A 22,064-nucleotide genomic window follows, 5' to 3' on the forward strand; every position below is an offset into this window, starting at 1 on the left:
CCAGGCTGGCGGCTAGACTACTCAGCATGCCTTGGTGGTCCTGGATCGTAATTTGGATAGCGCTTGTCGCGTTGTCGCTGTTGTTCTTCGGTGTGCTCGGAGTCCGGTTGTTCCGGCAGTTCATGGCCACGGTCAAGGAACTCGGCGAAGCGGGGGACCGGTTCTCCACCTTCCCCTCCGGCCCGGGCAGCTTCGGTTCAGCCGATGTTCATGTGGGCCGCGTAGGCTCGGACGGCGGCGACGCGGGGGACGGATCCGGCCCACACACCGAGCCCGGCTCAGCCGTTTTCGCCTCACCCGTGCAGATGGGTCATGACTACCGCGCAGCCAAGTCTGCCCGGCAGGAAGCCCGCCGCAAGCGGCGCGTCCAGCGCAAGCAGGACCGCGGCCAGCCCCAGCGGCTGCACGACATCGATTTCAGTTAGACATAAGATGTATTCAAACGAAAGGACCACCCGTCATGAGGCTTGAAGGCTGGCATCTCATCATCATCATCGTCCTGGCGCTGGTGCTTTTCGCCGCACCGAAGCTGCCGGGCATGGCCCGCAGCCTCGGCCAGTCGATGCGCATCTTCAAATCGGAGGTCCGGGAGATGAAGAAGGACGGCTCCACCGACGCGGCGGACGGCACCGAGCCGGTCGAGGGCCGCGTCGTGAACCACCCGAAGTCCAACGGCACGGAATCCCGCACTGCAGACGGAACCGACGTTCCGCCGCCGAACCGCGCCTAACACCGCGTGGCAGTAACCATGGGCCGTAAGTCGAACCCCGAGGGGAGGATGGCGCTCCTCGAACACCTGAAGGAACTGCGGAACCGCCTCTTCAAGTCCGCGATCGCCGTCATTCTGGGTACCGTCGTCGGATTCCTCGTCTACCAGCCCATGCTCGCCGCGCTGATCAAACCCATCAGCGACCTGAATGAACATGAAGGCCGGCAGGCGACGCTGAACTTCGATGGCGTGGCCAGTTCCTTTGACCTGATGATCCAGGTCTCCGTCTTCCTGGGCCTGATACTCGCCAGCCCGGTATGGCTGTACCAGCTGTGGGCCTTCATCGTTCCCGGCCTGCACAAGAAGGAACGCCGGCTCGCTCTGTCCTTCGTGGCCGCCGCCGTTCCGTTGTTTATCGGCGGTGTCCTGCTGGCATGGCTGGTGCTGCCGAACGCGGTCCGGGTGCTGACCGATTTCACCCCCTCCGGCGGCTCGAACTTCATCAGCGCCCAGGTGTACCTGTCATTCGTGCTGCGGCTCCTGCTGGCCTTTGGCATCGCCTTCCTGCTGCCTGTGGTCCTCGTCGGGCTGAACCTGGCGGGGATCATCAAAGGCAAGCAGCTCGTCAAGAGCTGGCGCATCACCGTCTTCCTGGTCTGCCTCTTCGCCGCCATGGCCGCGCCCGGCGCCGACGCGATGAGCATGTTCTACCTCGCCGGGCCGATGCTGCTGCTCTTCTTTGCCGCGATCGGACTCTGTCTGCTCAACGACCGGCGCCGCGAACGCCGCGCGGTCAAGCGGGCCGCGGAGACCGAAGCGACCGCGAACCTGGCAACTCCCAGCTCCGAGCTGGAGAATCTCTAGCCCGTGGCGCACTAGGCTGGAAGCATGTCCTCACTACCCGGGCCGGTATCGCCGTCTGAACGCTACCGAGCCAGTGCCGAGCGGGCCGCCGAAGCCAAAACCTACCTGGGCGGCTTCATCCGTTCGCTCGCCTTCGAACTCGACGACTTCCAGCGCGAGGCCTGCCTGTCGCTGCAGGCAGGCCGTGGTGTCCTGGTGGCCGCCCCCACGGGAGCCGGCAAAACAATCGTGGGGGAGTTCGCCATCTACCTGGCTCTCCAGCGCGGGCTCAAGGCCTTCTACACCACCCCGATCAAGGCCCTGAGCAACCAAAAATATTCGGAACTGGCCGATAAATACGGTGCCGACCGGGTCGGCCTGCTGACCGGCGACACCAGCATCAACGGCGACGCCCCCGTCGTTGTGATGACCACCGAGGTGCTCCGCAACATGCTCTACGCGGACTCCAGCACCCTGGCCGATCTCGGCTACGTCGTGATGGACGAGGTCCATTACCTGGCGGACCGGTTCCGCGGCGCCGTCTGGGAAGAAGTCATCATCCACCTGCCCAGCGAGGTCCAGGTGGCCTCGCTCAGCGCGACCGTGTCCAACGCCGAGGAATTCGGCGCCTGGCTCGATACGGTCCGCGGCCAGACCGACGTGATCGTGTCCGAGCATCGTCCGGTCCCGCTCTGGCAGCACGTGATGGTGGGCCGCAAGATCGTGGACCTCTTTGCCGGCGACACCAGCTTCGATGAGATCGCCCCGGCCGGCGAGGCCGCCGTGGCCGCGGTGGCCGCCACCACGGAAACCGCTGACCTGAGTGTCCGCCCGGGCTTCGAGGTGAACCCCGAGCTGCTCTCGATGGCACGCGCCGAGAGTCAGATGAACTTCCGCAGCCGGTTCGGCCATGCCGGCCGGAACCAGCGGAATCAGCGCAACCAGCGCCAGCGCGACGACGCACCGCAGGGCGGGCCACGCAGCCCGGTCCGGAAAGCCAGCCGCCCGCAGGTCATTGCCAGCCTGGACCGGCAGGACCTGCTGCCGGCCATCACCTTCATTTTCTCCCGCGCGGGCTGCGACGCCGCCGTGGCGCAGTGTGTCGCCGCCGGACTGTGGCTGACCACGGAGCAGGAACAGCTCATCATCGCGCGGCGCGTTGATGAGGCGGCGCAGGACATCCCCTCCGACGACCTGGACGTCCTGGGCTTCTGGAGCTGGCGCGACGGGCTGCTCCGCGGACTGGCCGCCCACCATGCCGGGATGCTTCCCACCTTCAAGGAAGTCGTGGAGAAGCTCTTCGTCGACGGACTGGTCAAGGCCGTGTTCGCGACCGAAACCCTGGCGCTCGGCGTCAACATGCCGGCCCGTTCCGTCGTGCTGGAGAAACTGGACAAGTTCAACGGCGAGGCACACGTCAACATCACCGCGGGGGAGTACACCCAGCTGACCGGCCGCGCCGGCCGCCGCGGAATCGACGTCGAGGGCCACGCCGTGGTCCTGTGGCAGCCCGGCACGGACCCCGCGTCCGTCGCCGGCCTTGCCTCGCGCCGCACGTACCCGCTCAACTCCAGCTTCCGGCCCACCTACAACATGTCCATCAACCTGCTCGCGCAGTTCGGCCGGCCCCGGGCCCGGGAGATCCTCGAATCCTCCTTCGCCCAGTTCCAGGCAGACCGTTCGGTCGTCGGGCTGGCGAAACAGGTGCGCAGCCGGGAGGAATCCCTCGCAGGCTTCAGCAAGGCAATGAGCTGCCACCTCGGCGACTTCACCGAATACTCCCGGATCCGGCGGGCCCTCTCCGACGCGGAGAAGAACGCCTCACAAACCAGCTCCCGGGCCAGGAAATCGGTGACCGAGGACTCACTGAGCCGGCTGCTCCCCGGTGACGTCGTGGACGTGCCCACCGGACGGGCGCCCGGCCTCGCCGTCGTCCTCAGCTCCGACCACAACTCCCGCGAACCGCGGCCCGCGGTGATGACCCTGGACAACCAGCTGCGCCGGATCGGCACGCAGGACGTGGAAGGACCGCTCGCCCCGATCACCAGGGTCCGGATCCCGAAATCCTTCAACGCCAAGGTGCCCAAGTCGCGGCGGGACCTGGCCTCCTCGGTCCGCAACGCCCTCCGGGAGAACCGGCCCCCGGCGCCGCCCAGCCGGAACGACGACTTTGGCCGCGCCGCCGCCCTGCCGGACCAGGAGAAGAAGATCGCGGATCTCCGCCGCGAACTCCGCGCCCACCCGTGCCACGGCTGCAGCGAACGCGAGGACCACGCCCGCTGGTCGGAGCGCTACTGGAAGCTCCGCCAGGAAACGGACGGCCTGGTGCGCCAGATCCAGGGCCGCACCAACACCATCGCCAAGACCTTCGACCGGGTGTGCGGCGTCCTGTCCAGCTACGGCTACCTGGAAACCTCCGACGCCGGCGTGCTCACCATCAGCCCCGACGGACAGCGGCTGCGCCGGATTTTCGGCGAAAAAGACCTGCTGATCTCCCAGGCGCTGCGGCTGGGCGCGTTCGGTGACCTTGACGCCGCCGAAGTCGCCGCCCTCGCCAGCGTCCTGGTCTACCAGGCCAAACGCGAGGACCGCGGGCTCCGGCCCAAAATGCCCAGTGTGTCACTGGAATCCGCCGTGGACATCGTGGTGCATGAATGGTCCGCCCTGGAGGACATCGAGGAAGCCAACAAACTCCCGCTGACCGGTGAACCCGAACTCGGGCTGGTCTGGCCAATATTCAAGTGGGCCAAGGGCCGGCACCTGCAGGACGTCCTGAGCGGCACCGACCTTGCCGCCGGCGACTTCGTGCGCTGGGTGAAGCAGGTCATTGACCTGCTCGACCAGCTCGCAAAAATCCCCTCCCTCGACCCTCGCGTGTCGCGGCTGTGCGGCGAAGCGATCAAACTTATCAAGCGCGGCGTCGTCGCGTATTCCTCCGTGGCCTGACCGCCGCGGCCGGCCGTCCCGCCGTACCCTGCCACCGTCGTCGAACATGCCCGGCCCGCGCCGGACACCAGCCCAAGGAGTCCCCGACCCATGACCGATTCACCCGTCAAGCCCGCGCCGAACAAGGTGACGCTGTACCGGAACGGTTCCGTCTACACCGCCGCCGATCCTTTCGCGACGGCGATGCTGGTCGACGGCGACACGGTCGCGTGGGTCGGCTCCGAGCAGGCTGCCACCTCGATAGCGGATTCCTCCATGGAGATCATCGATGTGCACGGCGCCCTGGTGGCCCCCGGCTTCGTCGACTCCCACGTCCATCTCACCGAAACCGGCATTGCCCTGGACTCCCTTCAGCTGGCCGGGGTGCGCTCCGCCCGGGAGCTGCTCGACGCCGTCGCAGGCTTCTGCGTCTCCTCTTCCAGCGCGGGCGACACCGTGCTGGGGCACGGCTGGGACGAGACGCAATGGCCGGACTCCGCCCTGCCGTCCCGGGAAGAACTGGAACGCGCCGCCGGCGGACGGAAGGTCTACCTCTCCCGCGTCGATGTGCATTCGGCCCTCGTGTCCTCCTCGCTGGCACTCTCCGCCGGCCTCGACGGGATCGACGGCTCCGGTGCCGGCGGCCAGGTCAAGGGTGCCGCGCACACGGCCGCCCGGCTCGCTACGCGCCGGCTGCCCGCCGCGGCAATCCGCGGCTACCAGCAGCAGGCCCTGGCCGAGGCGGCCGCCAACGGCTATGTGGCCCTGGCCGAGATGGCGGCGCCGCACATCGGCAGTGTCGGGGACCTGCAGCTGGCCGCGGGGTGGAACGCCGGACCGGACGCGGTGCCCGAGATCCTGCCCTACTGGGGCCAGCTGGCCCACTCGCCGGAGCATGCCCGGTCCATCCTTGACAGCCTCGGCGTGCCCGTCCTGGGCCTGGCAGGCGACCTGAACATCGACGGCTCGATCGGTTCGCGCACCGCTGCCCTGCGGGCGGACTACAGCGACGCCCCCGGGGAACGCGGCAGCCTGTACCTCTCGGTCGCGGACGCCGCGGCCCACCTGGCGGCGTGCTCACTGCTGGGCATCCAGGCGGGTTTCCACGTGATCGGCGACGCCGGCCTGGATGCCGCGCTGGATGCCCTGGACCTGGCGGCCGCAGAAGTCGGAGAGCAGAAGCTCCGCGCCGCCGGGCACCGCTTCGAACACGTGGAGCTCGCCGACGCCGATGCCATCAGCCGGCTGGCCAAGTACTCGATATCCGTCAGCGCGCAGCCCGGCTTCGACGCCGACTGGGGCGGGGAGGGCAACCTCTACCAGCAGCGGCTTGGCTCCCGGCGTGACGGCATGAACCCCTTCGCCGCCTTCTACGCCGCCGGCGTCCCGATCTGCTTTGGCAGTGACAGCCCGGTGACGCCGCTGCGTCCCTGGGCCAGCGTCCGAGCCTGCCTGCAGCACAACAACCCGGCCGAACAGATCTCCGCCCGCGCGGCGTTCCTCGGACACACACGGGCGGGCTGGCGTGCCGCCCGGTACCGGAACCCTATGGCGGGCCAGCTGGTACCCGGCGCGCCCGCCAGCTTCGCGGTGTGGGAGGTCGAGGAACTGATGGTCCAGGTGGCCGACGGCCGGGTCCAGTCCTGGAGCACCGACCCCCGCGCCCGGACTCCGCTGCTGCCGGCGCTGGACACCGGCTCCGAGCCCGGCTGCCTGCAGACCGTCCGGGACGGCCGGGAACTGTACTCCAGCGGCGCGCTCCGGGGCTGACTCTCGGCTCCCGTCCGGCATTCTTTCGGCTCTCGTCCGGCCCGGGCACCGTCGGCCCGGCGGCGAAACTTTTCCCGCCCGCAAGGAGGCTTTGACCTGCGACGACGAATGGAACGGCAGGTCACCGAGCGGTTGACAGATCATGGCCGGCCCGTAGCATTGAGGGGCAACGGAGGGTGGTGTAGACCGCAGCCTCCGGACGTCCCCCGGTCAGTTTCAGGTTGCCGCCAGCGCGGCAGCTTCTCTGGTCGTGGCCATGGGAACTCCCAGGGGGCGGGTCCACTTCGCAGCAGAAAACGGTTCCGGCGGCGCACTCCGCGGGCTGCCGAAACTGGCCCGAGGCGGGTGGACCTGCCCGGGGGAGCGGGGTTTGCCCCGGACCGCCCGGCGACTCCCTATAATGGAAAGTTGCGCCCGGTATCAGCTAACCGCAGACTGCCCGGCGCTTGACCTCCCCCTTCAAGGAAAGGCCCCGCTGTGCGTGTCCTCACGATCATCCCGACCTACAACGAGCTGGAATCGTTGCCCAAGACCCTCGGGCGCCTGCGCAAGGCCGTGCCGGGCACCGACGTCTTGGTTGTCGACGACAACAGCCCCGACGGCACCGGGCAGCTCGCGGACCGCTTCGCCGCGGAGGACAGCCAGGTCCACGTGATGCACCGGGCCGGCAAGGCCGGGCTCGGGGCAGCCTACATCGCCGGCTTCAAATGGGGTCTCGACGCCGGATACGACGTCCTCGTGGAGATGGACGCCGACGGCTCGCACCAGCCCGAGCAGCTGCCCCAGCTCCTCGAAGCGGTGGAACAGGGCGCCGACCTCGCCATGGGGTCCCGCTGGGTCCCCGGCGGCAGTGTCGTCAACTGGCCGCTCCACCGTCAGGCAATCTCCCGGATCGGCAGCACGTATGCGCGGATCATGCTCGGCGTGAAAATCAAGGATGTCACGGGCGGCTTCCGCGCGTTCCGCCGGAGCACCCTGGAGAAACTGAACCTGGACACGGTCGACTCCGTCGGCTACGGCTTCCAGGTGGACCTGGCCTGGCGCGTGGCCAAGCTCGGGCTGACGATCGTAGAACGCCCCATCACCTTTGTCGAGCGGGAACTCGGCGACTCGAAAATGAGCGGCAACATCGTGGTCGAAGCGATGATCAACGTCACCAGGTGGGGCCTGACCTCACGGTGGAACACGCTCACCGGAAAGCTCACCGGCAAGGCTGCGGGCAAGTAGTCCCGCTAACAAAGCAACGCGGGGTCACTTCCAGCCCATCCGATGCGTCGGGATGGGCCGGAAGTGACCCCGCGTTGTTTGAAACGGCGGGTGCTCGGACGGTCTAGGCTGAGCGCCGTTCGCCGCGGCGTTCGCGCAGGATCGTCAAGCGGTCTGCGAGGATCTGCTCGAGTTCGGGCAGTGAGCGACGTTCCAGGAGCATGTCCCAGTGCGTGCGGACTGCCTTTTCATTGAGGTTCACGGGGCGTTCGCCATTGACGAGCAAGGCTTCCTTGCCGGTCTTCGACACCCATACCGGGGGGATCTCCGCTTCGGAGGAGAAGGTCACGAATACCTGCTCGCCGTCCGCGCAACGGTACTCAACCCGCTGGCGCGGAGCCGGTTCGACGCCGGATTCGGTCTCCATGCTCTGTGCGCCGAGGCGCATACCCCGCAGGCTGCGATCGCTCATCTTTTCTCCCTCTATTCGGTTCGCAGGGTCATAACCTGCGTTAGCCGGGGGCCGCGAGGCCGCGCCGGACTGTTGTTTGCGTTGCGCTGTCTCACTGGACCTAAACCGGACAAATCGTCACTGGATTAAACGCTTCGCGAAGCTTAATTGTTCCGCCGGACTGAACCTGCCGGACAAATACTCAAGTATACGGGAGTCGGGCGCCCCGGTAAAGCCTGGGGTGTCCGGTCGCCCCGGAAGCCCGGTGCGGGAAGCGGGCTCCGCGATGAAACGGCGCCCGGTACCCGGGGGCAACTGAACGGGGAGGCACCCGCCGCGCGGCTGCCTCCCCGTTCAGGGGGCGATCAGGAGTCCGGCTGGCCCGGGAAGCCGGTCGCGCTGGCGCCGGCCGCAGGTTCTGTGGCGCTGGCGCCGGCCGCGGGTCCTGCCGGCGGCGCCGTGCCGGACGCAACGGGTGCGGTGTCAGCAGGCTTCACCGCGGAGTCGGTTCCGGGACCGAAGAGCCCGTCGTTGAACTGTCCGTCCTTGCTGCCGCCCAGTGCGTTGCCGATGCCCTTAAGGGCTTCGCCGACTTCACTCGGAATGATCCACAGCTTGTTCGCTGATCCTTCGGCGATCTTGGGGAGCGTCTGCAGGTACTGGTAGGCGAGGAGCTTCTGGTCCGGGTTGCCCTTGTGGATCGCGTCGAAGACCTTCTGGATGGCCTGTGCCTCGCCGTCGGCCCGGAGGATCGCCGCCTTCGCGTCACCTTCGGCTTTCAGGATCGAGGACTGCCGCTGGCCTTCGGCGGTGAGGATAGCGGACTGCTTGGTGCCTTCCGCGGTCAGGATCGCGGCACGGCGGTCACGCTCGGCGCGCATCTGCTTTTCCATCGAGTCCTGGATGGAGTGGGGCGGATCGATCGCCTTGAGCTCAACCCGGGAGACCCGGATGCCCCAGCGGCCGGTCGCTTCGTCCAGCACCCCGCGGAGCTGCCCGTTGATCTGGTCACGGGAGGTCAGTGCCTCCTCGAGGTTCAGGCCGCCGACGACATTCCGGAGTGTCGTCGTGGTGAGCTGTTCGACCGCCTGGATGTAGTTGGCGATCTCGTAGGTAGCCGCCCGCGCGTCGGTGACCTGGAAATAAACGACCGTGTCGATCGAGACCACGAGGTTGTCCTCGGTGATCACCGGCTGCGGCGGGAAGGAGACCACCTGTTCACGCAGGTCAAGCAGCGGCAGCAGCCGGTCCACGAACGGGATCAGGATCGTGAGGCCGGGGTTCAGCGTTCGCTGGTACTTGCCCAGCCGTTCGACGACGCCGGCACGGGCCTGCGGGACAATCCGCACCGACCGGACCAGCACGATTATTACGAACGCAACGAGAACCAGCAGCACGATTGCGACTGCGATATCCATACATCACCTATTCCCCAGATTGGTCTAGCTATGGTGTGCGGCGGTGTCCCGCCGCGTGCCCGGTGCCGGTGGCGGCCGCCGGAATTCTTGCGCGTGCTACTGGATGGCGGTCTCAGGCTGCGGGGCAACGACGGCGGTCGCGCCATCAATGGCGCTGACGATCGCGTGCTGTCCGGGTGCCAGGACTCCGGTCTCGGACCGGGCGCTCCAGACGTCGCCGCCGATTTTGACCAGGCCGCCGCTTTCGCTGACCGGCTCCATCACCAGCGCGGATTCGCCGATCAGCCGTTCGATGTTGCTCCTGCGGTCCGCCGGGCCTTTGTGGAGGTGCTTGAGCGCGACCGGCCGGACGAAGCCGATCATCAGGAGGGAAACCACGCAGAAAGCCACGACCTGCAGTCCGAGGTCCGCGCCGGCGAAGGCCGCCACCAGGCCTGCAAGGGCTCCGCCGCCGAGCATAATAAAGAACAGGTCGAGGGTGAGCATCTCCACGACGGCAAAAACGAGGAAGACCGTGAGCCACAGCGCCCACCAGTTTTCCGGCAGCCATTCGAACATCATTTTCCCCCTTCGCCCCGGGGGCTGCAGGCGCAGACCCTCAGTAACTGTGATTCCATCCTAAGCCGCAGGGCAAGGCCTGCCGAGGGCCGCGGAAGGACCCCGGCGAAAGTCGCCAAGTCGTTACCTTGAAGTAGGCTTCGGGGCCGCTACCGGGGCCCGAAAACGCTGATCCGGAACCGGGCAGACACGGACGTCCGCGGCGGAAGCGCGGCCGTGAGGGACGCCAGTGCCCCGCGGTCCAGATGGTGTCCGGCCGGGCCCATGAAGGCGAGCCGGGCGACGTCGTCCGGGGCCAGCAGCAGCGGCACGTCCAGGTTGTCCGCGGACAGCGCGGAAAAATGTCCCTCGAGCGAGGCTGCGAGCCGTTCGTCCTTCGCCGGGTCGATCCCGAGCATCCCGGCGCGCCCTGCGACCTCCTCGAGATGCCCTGGCCGGGGAGTCACCACGACGAGCCGGCCCCCGGGACGGAGCACCCGGGCAAACTCGGCCGCGTTGCGCGGCGCGAAGACCACGGTGACGACGTCGACCGCGTCGTCGGCGAGCGGCAGCGGCTGCCACACGTCGCAGACGAGGTTCACGGCCTCAGGGTTCAGCCTGGCGGCCCGGCGCAGCGCGAACTTCGAAATATCCAGGCCGACGGCGGCCGTGGGAGTCCGGCCGAGTGCCGCCCGGTCCAGCACGGCCCGCAGATAGTGGCCGGTCCCGGTTCCCGCGTCCAGCACCGTCCCCGGGCTGCCCGCGGAACCGCCGGAAAGCGCCGGGGCGGCCAGCTCCGCCACGGCGTCGGCGAGCGGACGGTAGTGGCCGGCGTAGAGGAAGTCGAAGCGTGCCGCGACCATCTCGGCGGTGTCCGCTTCAAACACGGTCCCTTTGCCGACCAAGAAGTTGAAATACCCCTGTTTCGCCGCGTCGAAGCTGTGGCCGGCCGGGCAGACCAGGGTGCGGCCGCTGCCGTCGCTGAATCCGAGCCGGTTCCGGCAGACCGGACACTGCACGGAGGCGGCGGAGACGGGGGGCATAGTGTCCATCCTAGGGGTGCCAAGCCCAGACCAGGAGTGCGCCGACGCCGCCGGCCCGGGTGTTCCGGGGTGAGCTATTTCACAGCCCGGGATTCTGGGGCTAGGCTCGCACAGGTGAAACCAGAACATCTGCCGCTGATCAATTCCGTTTCCGCTCCCGCCGTGCATCCGGACGGCACGCGTGCCGTGGTGTCGGTGCTGCGGCCCGACTTCGACGCCGATGCCTACGTCGGCCAGCTCTGGTCGGTGCCGCTGGACCCGGAACACCGCCCCCGCCGCCTGACCCGCGGTTTCCGCGACACGGCTCCGGGCTTCTCCCCGGACGGACAGGTGCTGGGGTTCCTGCGCGCCGCGGCCGGCGGCAAACCCCAGCTGCACATCGTGGAGGCCGGTGGCGGGGAGCCGCAGCCCGTCACCGACGCCCCGCTGGGCGTGTCGGCGTTCGCGTGGTCGCCCGACTCGCGGCGCATTGTCTACAGCGCACGCACTCCGGCGGACGGCCGCTACGGCAGCACCGAGGGAGTCACCGCCGGAACCGAGGACGCCCGGCTGATCACGGACTACCAGTACCGGATGAACGGCGTCGGTTATACCGCGGACAAGCCGGTCCAGCTGTTCCTCGTCGAGCTTCCCGAACTCGGGGCGGAACCCAGGGTGGCGCCGCAGGGCAGGGCGCTGCAGGCGCGCACCGCGGTTGACGCCGCGAGCGGCAGCTCCGGCGGCACATCCGGCAAACTGTTGCCGGCCGCGCGGCAGCTCACCACCGCTGCCACCGACCACGACGGCGCCGGTTTCAGCGCCGACGGAACCACCATCTACTTCACGGCCGCCCTGCACCCCGGCAGCGACGCCGATCTCGCCAGCGGCATCTACCGCCTTCCGGTCGGGGACGGCGCCGGGGGTAGGGAGCCGGAACCGGTGGCTCCCGGCGACACCGGCCGCCAGACCGTGCACGCCGTCCGCCAGTCAGGGGACGGACGGTGGCTGTTTTTCCTCGCCCAGGAGCTCGGCAGCTCGGGCCTGGACTTCGTGGCACGCAACACCGCGCTTTACGTGATGCCGGCGACCGGCGGCGACGCCACCTGCCTGAGCGACGCCGAGGCGATGGACCTCGGCTGCAACGGCCGGATTGAACTGGGCGGCCCCGACTCGGCGCTGCTGCTGAACAACACCCGGGGCACGGTCGAGCTGCTTGAGTTCCACGCGGCCGGGAACCACCAGCTGCTGCACGGCGGGAGTGTCGTCACCGGCGCCGCCGCCGGCGGGGAATCGCTGGTGGTCAGTTTCACCGACCCGGCGACTGAGGGGGATGTCGCGGTCCTCGCCGGTGGCCAGCTCCGCGTGCTGACTGATTTTTCGGCAGCGCTGCGGGCCGAGGCCTCGATCCTCGAACCCCTCGAGCTCACGGTCCCTTCCGCGGATGGTTACCCCGTCCACGGCTGGCTCGTGAAGCCGCCTGGCGAGGGGCCCCACCCGGTCCTGCTGAACATCCACGGCGGCCCGTTTGCCCAGTTCACCGGGGCCCTCTTCGACGAGGCCCAGGTCTACGCCGCAGCAGGCTACGCGGTCCTGCAGTGCAACCCCCGCGGTTCCGCCGGATACGGCCAGGCCCACGGACGGGCCATCAAGGAAAAGATGGGCAGCGTGGACATGCAGGACGTGCTGGCCTTCCTGGACGGCGCGCTCGGCAAGTTCGAGGAGCTCGACGGCGGGGCGCTCGGCATCATGGGCGGGTCCTACGGCGGCTACCTGGCCGCCTGGACCATCAGCCATGACCATCGTTTCAGGGCGGCCATCGTGGAACGCGGCTTCCTCGATCCCGTGAGCTTTACCGGTTCGTCGGACATTGGCTGGTTCTTTGGCGGGGAGTACACCGGCCGATCCGCGGAACAGATGGCGGCGCAGAGCCCGATGGCCCGGGTGGACCAGGTGCGCACCCCGGCGCTGGTCATCCACAGCGAGGAGGATCTCCGCTGCCCGGTGGAGCAGGGGCAGCGATATTTCACCGCGCTCAAACAGCTCGGTGTCGAGGCCGCGTTCCTGGTCTTCCCGGGGGAGAACCATGAACTGTCACGCTCCGGTACGCCGCACCACCGCAAGCAGCGCTTCGAGCAGATCCTGCAGTGGTGGGCCCGCTACCTTCCGACGGCGGCAAACCCGGCCGCCGCTCCCGCCGGCACCGGGCCGGCACGGTCCTGAGCATCCGCCGCCCGGTCCGCCGCAGCGGACCGGGCGCGTTCGGCTTGAGCGGCCTCAGGCGTCGGGCAGGAACCCGAGCTCCTTCCGGGCGAGGCTGATATCGGGCTGTGACCAGCGCGCGGCGTACTCGGCATTGCTGCTGAGGGAGCGGAGTTCGGCGCGGTCCAGGTAAAGGATGCCGTGCACGTGGTCGGTTTCGTGCTGGACGATCCGGGCCTGCCAGCCGCTGAACTCCCGCTGCTGCCGGGTCCCGTCCGGTGCCGTGAAATCCAGCCGGACCGCCTCGGGGCGGGAGACGGCGGCCTGGAGACCGTTCACGGAGAGGCATCCTTCGTAGAACGCCACGGTGGCACCGCTGGTCGGCTCGTAGGACGGGTTCAGCATGGCGAAGAACGGCAGCGGCTCCCGTCCGCGCACGGCGGCGACGGTGGGATCGACGTCGAACTGGTCCTCGAGCACGGCGAGCTGCAGCGGAATGCCGAGCTGGGGTGCCGCCAGACCCACACCGGGTGCTTTGTGCATCAGGCTGCGCATCAGGTCGACCAGCTGGCCGAGCTCGGCGTCGCTCAGCTGGCCCTCGAACGGCTCGGCGACCTGCCGTAGCACCGGGTGTCCCGCCTGGACAATGGCAGGCAGCACCCCGGCGGTCAGTATTTGTTGGACGGTCTCGTGGATGCGGGCGGTGCTGAAGTCAGTCGGCGTGGCGTCAGGGGACATGGCAACAGACTACTGGCGTCCGCACGCCGTCGAAACAAAGTCGTGAATGCGTCCTCGCAGCAGGTCACCGGCGTCGATCTTCAGGATGCCGTCGCGTCCGCCCGCTGACACCCAGAGCGGCATCAGGGTCCCCACTTTGTCCTCCGCGACAGCGTGCGGATCGCAGCGCGCGGGCCGGATCCCCAGCCGGAACTGCTGGCTGGCACCGCCGGCGTGGACCGAAACGGAGCGCGGCCACGGGGCGGACCGGTCCTCGTCGAGCAGCGGGGTCCGGTCGATCCAGTTGATGGTGAGGGTACCCGTTGAGCCGGGGTTCACAGCACCCGGCGTGCTCCGCGGTGTGATGATGAGCGCCATCACCGCACTCTGCCCGTCCGCGGAGACCTCAAGTTCCGGTGCCAGCCGGATTTCGGCGACCGCTGCGGCCGCCTGGGCGAGACACATTTCCGAGTTGTTCCTGCTGAGCACCCCGTAGGGGTCGGTGGCGGGCACCGTCATGGCCGGCCCCGGAGCTTCAGTAAGGCGAATTTGCACGACCGGTCCTTCGGTCAGCACTCCTCCGGACGGCGCTCCTCCGGACGGCGGTTCCTTGTGCACCGGTACGGTCGGGAGTCCGCATTCCGCGGCGGGCAGGTGTGCCGGCAGGATCTTAGTCTGGCCCGGCGGCAGTTCGATCCCGCCGGGCGCCGCCTGCCATTCGATGGCGCCGGTAAACAGCGCACTGGCCACGCCCGCCGCATAAACGGTTACCGGTGCCGAGGTGGTATTGGTCAACTGAATGGCAATGATTTGCCGGCCGTAGTTGTCGCGGAGCTGGTTGATCTCCGCGGTGACCGGGACAACGGTGACCGGGGCAGCCGCAGCGGCGGCGGTGGATGTGGCCGACGGATGGCCTGTACCCGATGGTACCGGGCTGCAGGAAGCCATCAGGGCGAGGGCAGCCATGGCGGCCGCAACTGCACACACGGATGCGTTCCCAGGTTCGCCGGCCGGGCGCCGGAGCAGCGGAGGGGAGCAGCCCATGGCGCCAGTGTATTCCCGGCGCCGGATCAGACGATATCGCGCCCTTCCTGGCCGAGGACTATATCTCGACCGAGGCGCCCCACCTGCTCGCCCCGGCCGCAACGCGGAACCGACAGGAGGCGCTGGCCGGCGTGGCAGCAGCCCACGACGTCGTCTCGGGGCAGCACTTCGAGGTGCGACGGACAACGTGTGAAGGCACCCGGGTGGTGGTGGCCGAGTGGACCGCCACCCTGCCGAAGGACCTGCCGTCCTGCCCGGCGAGCACCCCAGCGGCGTAGCATCCCGGGGCGCCCTTGCGACTCCCTGCACCTTGAAGTCCGGCCGCTCCCTGCGCGGCGAGGTCCGGCCGTTCACTGCATGGTGAACCGGCGGGCCACGAAATTGTTGACGGCGGGCACGGAGGCGGCCGCGGCTATCGCGCGGTTCCGCGTCGCCCATGGCACTGCCGGCAGGGGACGGCCCAGCGCCATGTTGATTTCGGACTGGCGGGCCGCCCGGGCGGCTGCCGCCCTGCGGCTGGCCTCGAAGGTGCGGAGCTCCACGCCCACGTCCGCCCCGCGCAGCGACGCGAGAATCACCGGAGCCAGTGTGACCGCGTCGAGCCAGCCCAGGTTCATGCCCTGGCCTCCGATCGGGCTGATCTCGTGGGCGGCGTCGCCGATTAGCACCGTCCTGCCGGCGACCATCCTGCGTGCCAGTCGGGAGCGTACGCCGAAGCTGCTCAGCATGCTGTTGCTATCGGGATCGACGTCAATCCCGGTACGTTCTCCGATCCGAGCGACCAGCCAGCGGGCGTCGCCGTCGCGCCCGGCGTCCGCGAGGCGCACGACCCAGCGGCGCAGCGTTCCGGGCAGCGGAAAGGACTCGACGATTCCTCCCGGCTCCAGGAACAGGGCCGCGTCCGGGCCTAATCCGGTGGTGTCGGTGAAGTCGCCCATCAGGTAGCTGTCCGGGTAATTCTTGGCCACCACCGCAGTGCCCAGCCGGGTGCGGACGGTGGAGCGGATGCCGTCGGCAGCAACCGCAAGGGCGGCCCGATACCGCACAGTGCTGCCGTTGACGACGGCCTCAGCGGTGACCTGGCCGCCGTCGTCGTGCAGCCCGGTAACCCGGACGCCGCGGTGCAGCGCGCCGGGGTCGAGTTGCCGGACGCGCTCCTCCAGCACCGCCTCCGTCCGGGTCTGCGGCAGGGCGAGGATGAACGGAAAAGTGTCCGAGACGCCGGCGAAGGGCATCTCGGCGAGCCGGGTCCCTCCGGCAAGGGCGAAGCCCCGGCGGATCGGGACCCCTTCGGCCACCAGACCCGGTGCCACGCCGATTCCCTGGAGCGCGTCCAGTGACGGGGGATGGATGCCGATGGCGCGGGAGTGCGGCTCGGCGCCGGTGCGCTGCTCCAGGATGCGGACGTTCACGCCGTGCTGGAGGAGCAGGGCGGCCATGAACAGTCCCACCGGGCCGCCGCCGATCACCAGGACGTCAATCACGGGGCCGGTCCTGGTCGAGGATCAGCAGGTTGCGGTAGGGCGCGTGGCGCAGGACCGTCCAGCCCGGGGGAGCGGCGGCCCGGAGTTCGGCCGCGGTGTAGCTTCGGCGGATCGAGGTGAGGCCGTCCTGCCGGATGTAGGAGCCGGTGAAAGGCCAGGAGGAGACGAAGAAGAGACCGTAGGCGACCGCGCTGCGCCGGAGGTCGTTGTGGATGACCCGGCCGTGGCAGAGCCGGGCGGATTCGGCCAGGAACGCCGGAAGCTGGTCCTCCGCCAGATGGTGCAGTACATGGTTGGAGACCACCAGGTCGAAGCTGAGGCCTTCGCCGGCCAGCTCGGCGGCCGTGGCCTGATGGAAGGTCACGCCGGCGGCCGGGTGCCGTTCTGCGGCGAAGCGGCTGGCGCGCGGATCCGGGTCGACGGCCGTGATCTTCAGGCGGAGACCGTCCCGGGCAGCCCAGCGGGACAGCAGGACCGGCACGTCGCCGCCCCCGCAGCCGATGTCCAGCAGGGAGACGGTGGTGTCACGGCTGAGTCGCGGCCTGAGCTGGGTCCGATAGATGCCCCGCCAGCCGGAGACCGCCCGGTTGACCAGGCCAAACTGGGCATAGGTTCGGTCCAGCCGGTCCGGATCGCAGCCGGGCCGGTCCATTTCCTCGACGGCGTGCGCCGCGCGTCCGCGCAGAAGATCCATCGTGTGGCGCTCAGGCAAGCGCCGCTTCCGGCTGCGCGGACGGGGCGGCGGCGTCTTCGGACAATGCTGCCTGCCCGCCGCTTCGTGGGCTGCCGATCCTGGTGAACAGCGCGGTTTCCACGGTCAGTCCGGGGCCGAAGGCCATCGAGCAGATCCGTTCCTCGCCGTCTCCGGCCCTGCCCGCCGGCGGCAGGTCCAGGATGTGGCGGAGCACGAACAGGACGGTGGCGCTGCTCATGTTCCCGTAGTTGCGCAGGGTCTCCCGGGCCGGAACCAGCTGCTCATCGCTGAGGTCCAGCCGGGACTGGACCTTGTCCAGGATGCTGCGTCCGCCCGGGTGGATGGCCCAGTGCCGGATCTCGCGGTAGGGGAGTCCGTACAGGGAACTATCCCGGGACAGGAGCGGCTCCAGGGCACCGATGATGTGGTCATCGATGATGTGCGGGACATAGTTTCCCAGGACCATCTCGAATCCCTCGTCGCCGATGTTCCACGCCATGGATTCCTCGCCGACCGGCGTCAGGACGGTTTCGAAGTGGTCCAGCTGCAGCAGGGCGGGTTGGTCCGGGTACTCGCGGGCGGTCACGATGGCCGCTGCCGCACCGTCGGCGAACAACGCCGAACCCATGATGGTGTCCGGATCGTTCGACGTTCGGACGTGCAGCGAGCAAAGCTCGGCGCAAACCACGAGGACGACGGCGTTCGGGTCCGCCTCGCAGAACGACTTGGCCGCACGCAATGCGGGGAACGCCGCGTAACAGCCCATGAATCCGAGATGGTAGCGCTGGACCGCGGGGTTCAGACCGAGGGCCCGGACGATCTTGTAGTCCGGGCCGGGGTTGAAGAATCCGGTGCAGGACACCGTCACAAGGTGAGTTATGTCAAGTAAAGTGATTTCGGGGCAGGCATCCAGGGCTTTTTGGGCGGCCTCGATGAAGAGCTTGGTGGCCTCGATGGCGAAGATGTCATTGCGCACCTTGGTGCTGGGGCTGAGCAGCAGGCCGGTTCCGGCGTCGAAAAACCGCGGGTTCTCCGCCCGGCTGTCCTTGGTCATTTCCGCAACAGCTGTGTAGCGGGTCTCAATGGCGGCGGAATCAAAGCAGGTAGCGACCAGCCGGGTTCCAAGCCTGGTGAGCCCTGGCTGGGCAGCAAAAACGTCCCGGGCCTCGGTCTGAATTAACACAGTCGGCGGGACAGCAGTTTCCAGGGACCTCAGGTAGACCGTCATGGTTCATTCTCAGTGAGTCCGGCGCAGAAGACAATGGAACGGACGCTGCAATGGATGCCGCACACGGAATGAGGGCCGCCAGGAAAACGTGGCCTGTAGCCCTCTCAGCCCGCTCGCATAAAACGCCGATAATCAACATTATGTAAAGTAGTGTTCCTGCGTGGCTCATCTGCTCGGATGTCCAACCACTGCAATTGCGGCAGAGACGACAACAAGCCCTTGGGGGTCTTTACGGCCCAGAGCGTTAGGCGCCGGACACCAGAGCCACTCGACGTCCGTGAGGTCGAGCAAAGCATGGTCGATCCACACGTCATGCTCCGAGCGGCACTTGGCAGCAGATTCAGCGGATCTCCGTTGGGCAACCATGACCCGAGCATGTCGCAAAGCCCCGCTGAACCACGACAGAGAGGCTCCCGGTGAGTCTCGTCAGCGGGGATTAGTACCAAAATGATTATGCATGGCTACCAGTAGCACTCTGCGTATCTCATCTGGTGAATCATGCATGCCCTCCCCCGCTGTCGTTCCGGGCGACGGATCTGCTCAGGCTCCGCGGCCTCGGCTCGGCGCACGAAACACTGCCCAGGACGACTACCTCTCCGCCACGCCGCGTTCACTGGTCGCTGACCCCCTCGGTTACAGCTGCCAGGTCGAGTTCCTCCACGCAGACGCCGCAGGAGAAGGGTGGTTCGCGCTGCATCGACGGGCACCCCGAAGGCTCCATGAACACGAGCGCCCGTCAGATGGCCTCAGCCGAACCCAAAACGGCCCGGTTACTTCCTCAGAGCAGGCGTGAGCGCCAGCGGTCAATTTCAGCTGTGAACTCGGACGATTGTCCCGATTCCGCCCACAGTTGAGCCAGTTCATTTCCCGCTGCGTCTTTCATCCGGTCCAGCACGGCCGCGGCTTTCGTCTGCAAATACTCAGGCAAGGGATCGGCGGTTCGTGGCCAAGGTTCCGGGGCATAGGCGGCATCGCTGCCAAGCAACTCCGGTTCATTCCAAGCGACAACAAGTGCAGCGGCTGCCATCCCTATCGACCCGTCTGGAGCCTCCACATCTGGGGCGGACTCAAGGACAGCGTCCAGTGCGTTCTCGATGATCGGCGAAACTGTTGCTACGGAGTTGGCGTTATCGAACTCGTACGAGAAGTCCGCTGCGTCGTCGTTGCCAAAAACCGATCCATCCCATGCGCCCATAAGCACTGCCCCCTGAGTCGACTGTTAGGCCGACGGTGCGCGGCTTAGCTGAGATTCTTGCACGCAAGCCAGCGAAGGCCAACCATGGCGCTTCGCCGAACACTTCTCCGTCACACCCCTGCTACTGGTCGCCGACGCACTCCGTCATGGCTGGTTCGCGACTACAGAGGATCAAGCGACACCGTTCGAGCAGGGGCTGCTGGTAGTCCACGACGTCCAACTCCGACGGCGCCACGCCCAATCTGAAGTACGTGCCCCCAGCTCCGTCCTCAAATAGGGGAACCCGGCGCGGTTTCCGGAGTGAGACCGGAACGGGGGCCTCAGTCCTTCGTGGCAGCCCGGGCAGCGGCCGCAGGCACCGGTTCGTGGCGGAGATAGCTCCGGGTGAACCGCCCGCTCCCCGCGGTCAGGGCACGCAGCTCGATCGCGTACCGCAGGAGCTCCTGGTCCGGCACTTCGGCAGTGATTTCGGTCCGGTCCCCGCCGGTCGACGTCGTGCCGGTCAGACGCGCCCGGCGTGACGAGAGGTCGCCCATCACCGCGCCCACGTGCTCGTCCGAGACGCTGATGGTCACTGCCGAGACGGGCTCCAGAAGCTGGATGCGCCCGGCTGCCGCGGCCTCCCGCAGGGCCAGCGCGCCGGCCGCCTGGAAGGCTGCGTCCGAGGAGTCCACGCTGTGCGCCTTGCCCCCGAGCAGGGTCACCCGGATATCCACCACCGGGAAGCCGGCGGAGACGCCCTTCTGCATCTGTGTCCGCACACCCTTCTCCACCGAGGTGATGAAGGGCCCCGGAATAACTCCGCCGACGGTTTTGTCGACAAACTCAAAGCCACTCCCCCGTTCCAGCGGCTCAACTTCGATGTCGCAGACGGCGTACTGGCCGTGGCCGCCCGATTGCTTGACGTGCCGGCCGTGGCCAACCGTCGGAGCAGCGAAGGTCTCCCGCAACGGTGTGACCACGTCGGCCGTCTGCAGCTTGACCCCCTGCTCGCGCAGACGTCCCAGGACGACGTCCGCGTGCGCCTCGCCCATGCACCAGAGGATCAGCTGATGAGTTTCAGCGTTCCGTTCCACCCGCAGCGCCGGGTCGCCGGCCGCGACCTTGGCCAGGCTCCGTGCCAGGACATCCTCATCGCCATGAGAGGCCGCCTCGACCGCAACGGGCAACAGCGGATCCGGCATCTCCCATGGCCGGATCAACAACGGCATTTCCCGGGCCGAAATCGTGTCACCGGTCTCCGCAGGCCCGAGTTTCGTGAGGGCGCAGATATCCCCGGCCACGCTGTACGGCACCGGCCGGAGGCTGGCCCCCAGCGGCGAATACAGGTGGGCGACGCGCTCATCACTGTCGTGGTCCGGATGGCCCCTGTCCGCCAGACCGCGGCCGGCCACATGCACGAACGAGTCCTCCCGCAAGGTGCCGGAAAAGAGTCGGACCAGACAAACCCGGCCCAGAAAAGCGTCGATCGTGGTGCGGATTACCTCGCCGACCAGTGGCCCGGCCGGGTCGCAGTCGGGAATAGCCGCAGGGGTTCCGTCGGCGTGGGAGACGGCCGGCGGCCGTCCCTCCGCGGGCGACGGGAAGGCCCGGGTCACCATTTCCAGCAGCTCCGCGAGCCCGACGCCGGTCTCGGCGGAGGTGGCGACCACCGGATGAAAGGATCCCCGGGACACCGCGGTCTCAAGGTCGCTGATGAGGATCCCGGCCGGGATCACCTCGCCTTCGAGGTAGCGCTCCATCAGGGTTTCGTCCTCGCTCTCCGCGATGATCCCTTCGATGAGCGCACCCCGTGCCGCTTCCGAGGAGGCGCGTTCGACGTCGTCGACGTTCCGGTAAGCGGGCACAGCGTCATCCGTAAGGTGTTCCGAGACGGTGCCCGAGAGCAGCCCCAGCAGTCCGGTGATCTCGCCCTTCGGGCGGACAGGGAGGTAGAGCGGCAGGACCGTGTCGCCGAAGGCCCGCTGGCACCGCGCGAGGGCCGCGTGGAAGTCCGCCCGGGGATGGTCCAGCCGGCTGAGCACCACGGCCCGGGGCACCCCGACGCGCTGGCATTCGGCCCAGAGGGCGGTGGTGGCAGCGTCAATGTCATCGATTGCCGAGACGACGAACAGGGCAGCGTCCGCCGCGCGCAGCCCGGCGCGCAGTTCGCCGATGAAGTCCGGGTAGCCTGGCGTGTCGAGCAGGTTCACTTTGATGCCGCCGGCCTGCACGGGCACGACGGACAGGGCGACGGAGCGTTGCTGGTGGATCGCGGCCGGCTCCGAGTCGCTGACCGTGGTGCCCTCGGTAATGGAGCCTTTCCGCGCAATCGCACCGGTTGCGGCCAACAGAGCCTCAGCCAGCATCGTCTTGCCGGATCCCGAATGGCCCACCAGTGCTACGTTCCGGATCTGCGCCGGCTGGTCGGGCGGCAGGGTCTCGGAGGCGTCGGCCCGCCGGAGTTCAGCCGCCCCCCGTGCTGCTGATCTGGCCGGAACCTTGGCATCTTTCGCTGGCATTTGGTCCTCCCGGTGTGCATCCCTTGGCCGGCCTGACCGCCCGGCTTCCGCGCGTCGTGCAGCTGTCTCCTTGGATTGGACACCCGCCAACGAACTGACGGCAAGATGCAAAAGTCACCTT

At 68.0% G+C, this 22,064-nt stretch carries 19 protein-coding genes; 8 read left to right on the top strand and 11 right to left on the bottom strand.

Annotated elements, in window-relative coordinates; all coding sequences use genetic code 11:
- The first annotated feature begins 26 nt into the window (after positions 1-26).
- The 6 genes from AC50X9_RS08780 to AC50X9_RS08805 all read left to right on the top strand — a co-directional run bounded on the left by AC50X9_RS08780 (position 27) and on the right by AC50X9_RS08805 (position 7,474).
- Positions 27-425, top strand: a complete 399-nt coding sequence (locus AC50X9_RS08780) for a hypothetical protein (RefSeq protein ID WP_494892529.1) — start codon at positions 27-29, stop codon at positions 423-425.
- A gap of 35 nt (positions 426-460) precedes the next feature.
- A complete protein-coding gene (tatA, locus tag AC50X9_RS08785; protein ID WP_494892531.1) occupies positions 461-730 on the top strand; it encodes a Sec-independent protein translocase subunit TatA in 270 nt (89 codons plus the stop codon).
- 48 nt (positions 731-778) lie between these two features.
- A complete protein-coding gene (tatC, locus tag AC50X9_RS08790; protein ID WP_494892841.1) occupies positions 779-1,573 on the top strand; it encodes a twin-arginine translocase subunit TatC in 795 nt (264 codons plus the stop codon).
- 24 nt (positions 1,574-1,597) lie between these two features.
- Positions 1,598-4,498: a DEAD/DEAH box helicase gene (locus tag AC50X9_RS08795; protein ID WP_494892533.1), complete on the top strand. Its 2,901-nt coding sequence runs from the start codon at positions 1,598-1,600 to the stop codon at positions 4,496-4,498.
- 90 nt (positions 4,499-4,588) lie between these two features.
- Positions 4,589-6,247, top strand: coding sequence for an amidohydrolase (locus AC50X9_RS08800; RefSeq protein WP_494892535.1), 1,659 nt, complete (start codon positions 4,589-4,591; stop codon positions 6,245-6,247).
- Positions 6,248-6,724: 477 nt separating this feature from the next.
- Positions 6,725-7,474, top strand: coding sequence for a polyprenol monophosphomannose synthase (locus AC50X9_RS08805; RefSeq protein WP_494892537.1), 750 nt, complete (start codon positions 6,725-6,727; stop codon positions 7,472-7,474).
- Between the two features lie 103 nt (positions 7,475-7,577).
- Here the strand turns inward: AC50X9_RS08805 and AC50X9_RS08810 are convergent, their stop codons facing one another.
- The 4 genes from AC50X9_RS08810 to AC50X9_RS08825 all read right to left on the bottom strand — a co-directional run bounded on the left by AC50X9_RS08810 (position 7,578) and on the right by AC50X9_RS08825 (position 10,902).
- On the bottom strand, positions 7,578-7,925 hold the full coding sequence (locus AC50X9_RS08810; RefSeq protein ID WP_069951745.1) for an RNA polymerase-binding protein RbpA: 348 nt from the start codon (positions 7,923-7,925) through the stop codon (positions 7,578-7,580).
- Between the two features lie 344 nt (positions 7,926-8,269).
- Positions 8,270-9,322 (bottom strand): SPFH domain-containing protein, encoded by a 1,053-nt coding sequence (locus AC50X9_RS08815; RefSeq protein WP_494892539.1) that lies wholly within the window; start codon positions 9,320-9,322, stop codon positions 8,270-8,272.
- A 96-nt stretch (positions 9,323-9,418) separates the two neighbouring features.
- The gene (locus AC50X9_RS08820; protein WP_494892843.1) at positions 9,419-9,880 is read right to left on the bottom strand and encodes an NfeD family protein; all 462 of its coding nucleotides are present in this window, start codon (positions 9,878-9,880) and stop codon (positions 9,419-9,421) included.
- A 149-nt stretch (positions 9,881-10,029) separates the two neighbouring features.
- Positions 10,030-10,902: a methyltransferase domain-containing protein gene (locus AC50X9_RS08825; protein ID WP_494892541.1), complete on the bottom strand. Its 873-nt coding sequence runs from the start codon at positions 10,900-10,902 to the stop codon at positions 10,030-10,032.
- Positions 10,903-11,016: 114 nt separating this feature from the next.
- Between AC50X9_RS08825 and AC50X9_RS08830 the strand changes: the two genes are divergently transcribed.
- A complete protein-coding gene (locus AC50X9_RS08830) occupies positions 11,017-13,101 on the top strand; it encodes a S9 family peptidase (protein ID WP_494892543.1) in 2,085 nt (694 codons plus the stop codon).
- A gap of 54 nt (positions 13,102-13,155) precedes the next feature.
- Here the strand turns inward: AC50X9_RS08830 and AC50X9_RS08835 are convergent, their stop codons facing one another.
- Together AC50X9_RS08835 and AC50X9_RS08840 are read right to left on the bottom strand one after the other, a co-directional pair.
- Positions 13,156-13,818, bottom strand: a complete 663-nt coding sequence (locus AC50X9_RS08835) for a peptide deformylase (protein WP_494892545.1) — start codon at positions 13,816-13,818, stop codon at positions 13,156-13,158.
- A gap of 9 nt (positions 13,819-13,827) precedes the next feature.
- Positions 13,828-14,784, bottom strand: a complete 957-nt coding sequence (locus tag AC50X9_RS08840) for a hypothetical protein (protein ID WP_494892547.1) — start codon at positions 14,782-14,784, stop codon at positions 13,828-13,830.
- Positions 14,785-14,786: 2 nt separating this feature from the next.
- Here AC50X9_RS08840 and AC50X9_RS08845 point away from each other — a divergent pair, with 2 nt between their 5' ends.
- Entirely contained in the window at positions 14,787-15,119 is a 333-nt protein-coding gene (locus AC50X9_RS08845) for a hypothetical protein (protein ID WP_494892549.1), read from the top strand.
- A gap of 72 nt (positions 15,120-15,191) precedes the next feature.
- On the opposite strand, the gene AC50X9_RS08850 is transcribed toward AC50X9_RS08845, so the two are convergent.
- The 5 genes from AC50X9_RS08850 to AC50X9_RS08870 form a co-directional block, all read right to left on the bottom strand.
- The gene (locus AC50X9_RS08850) at positions 15,192-16,325 is read right to left on the bottom strand and encodes an FAD-dependent oxidoreductase (protein WP_494892551.1); all 1,134 of its coding nucleotides are present in this window, start codon (positions 16,323-16,325) and stop codon (positions 15,192-15,194) included.
- Positions 16,318-17,019 carry a class I SAM-dependent methyltransferase gene (locus AC50X9_RS08855; RefSeq protein WP_494892845.1) on the bottom strand — a complete coding sequence of 234 codons (702 nt, stop codon included), beginning with the start codon at positions 17,017-17,019 and terminating at the stop codon, positions 16,318-16,320. Before AC50X9_RS08855 ends, AC50X9_RS08850 begins: the two co-directional genes overlap by 8 nt.
- 10 nt (positions 17,020-17,029) lie before the next feature.
- Complete coding sequence (locus AC50X9_RS08860) at positions 17,030-18,247, bottom strand: type III polyketide synthase (RefSeq protein ID WP_494892553.1); 1,218 nt, start codon at positions 18,245-18,247, stop codon at positions 17,030-17,032.
- Between the two features lie 778 nt (positions 18,248-19,025).
- Positions 19,026-19,442: a DUF4259 domain-containing protein gene (locus AC50X9_RS08865; protein WP_494892555.1), complete on the bottom strand. Its 417-nt coding sequence runs from the start codon at positions 19,440-19,442 to the stop codon at positions 19,026-19,028.
- 320 nt (positions 19,443-19,762) lie between these two features.
- Positions 19,763-21,943 carry an elongation factor G-like protein EF-G2 gene (locus AC50X9_RS08870; protein WP_494892557.1) on the bottom strand — a complete coding sequence of 727 codons (2,181 nt, stop codon included), beginning with the start codon at positions 21,941-21,943 and terminating at the stop codon, positions 19,763-19,765.
- Positions 21,944-22,064 lie beyond the last annotated feature (121 nt).

It is taken from the genome of Pseudarthrobacter sp. HLT1-3 (assembly GCF_059383535.1).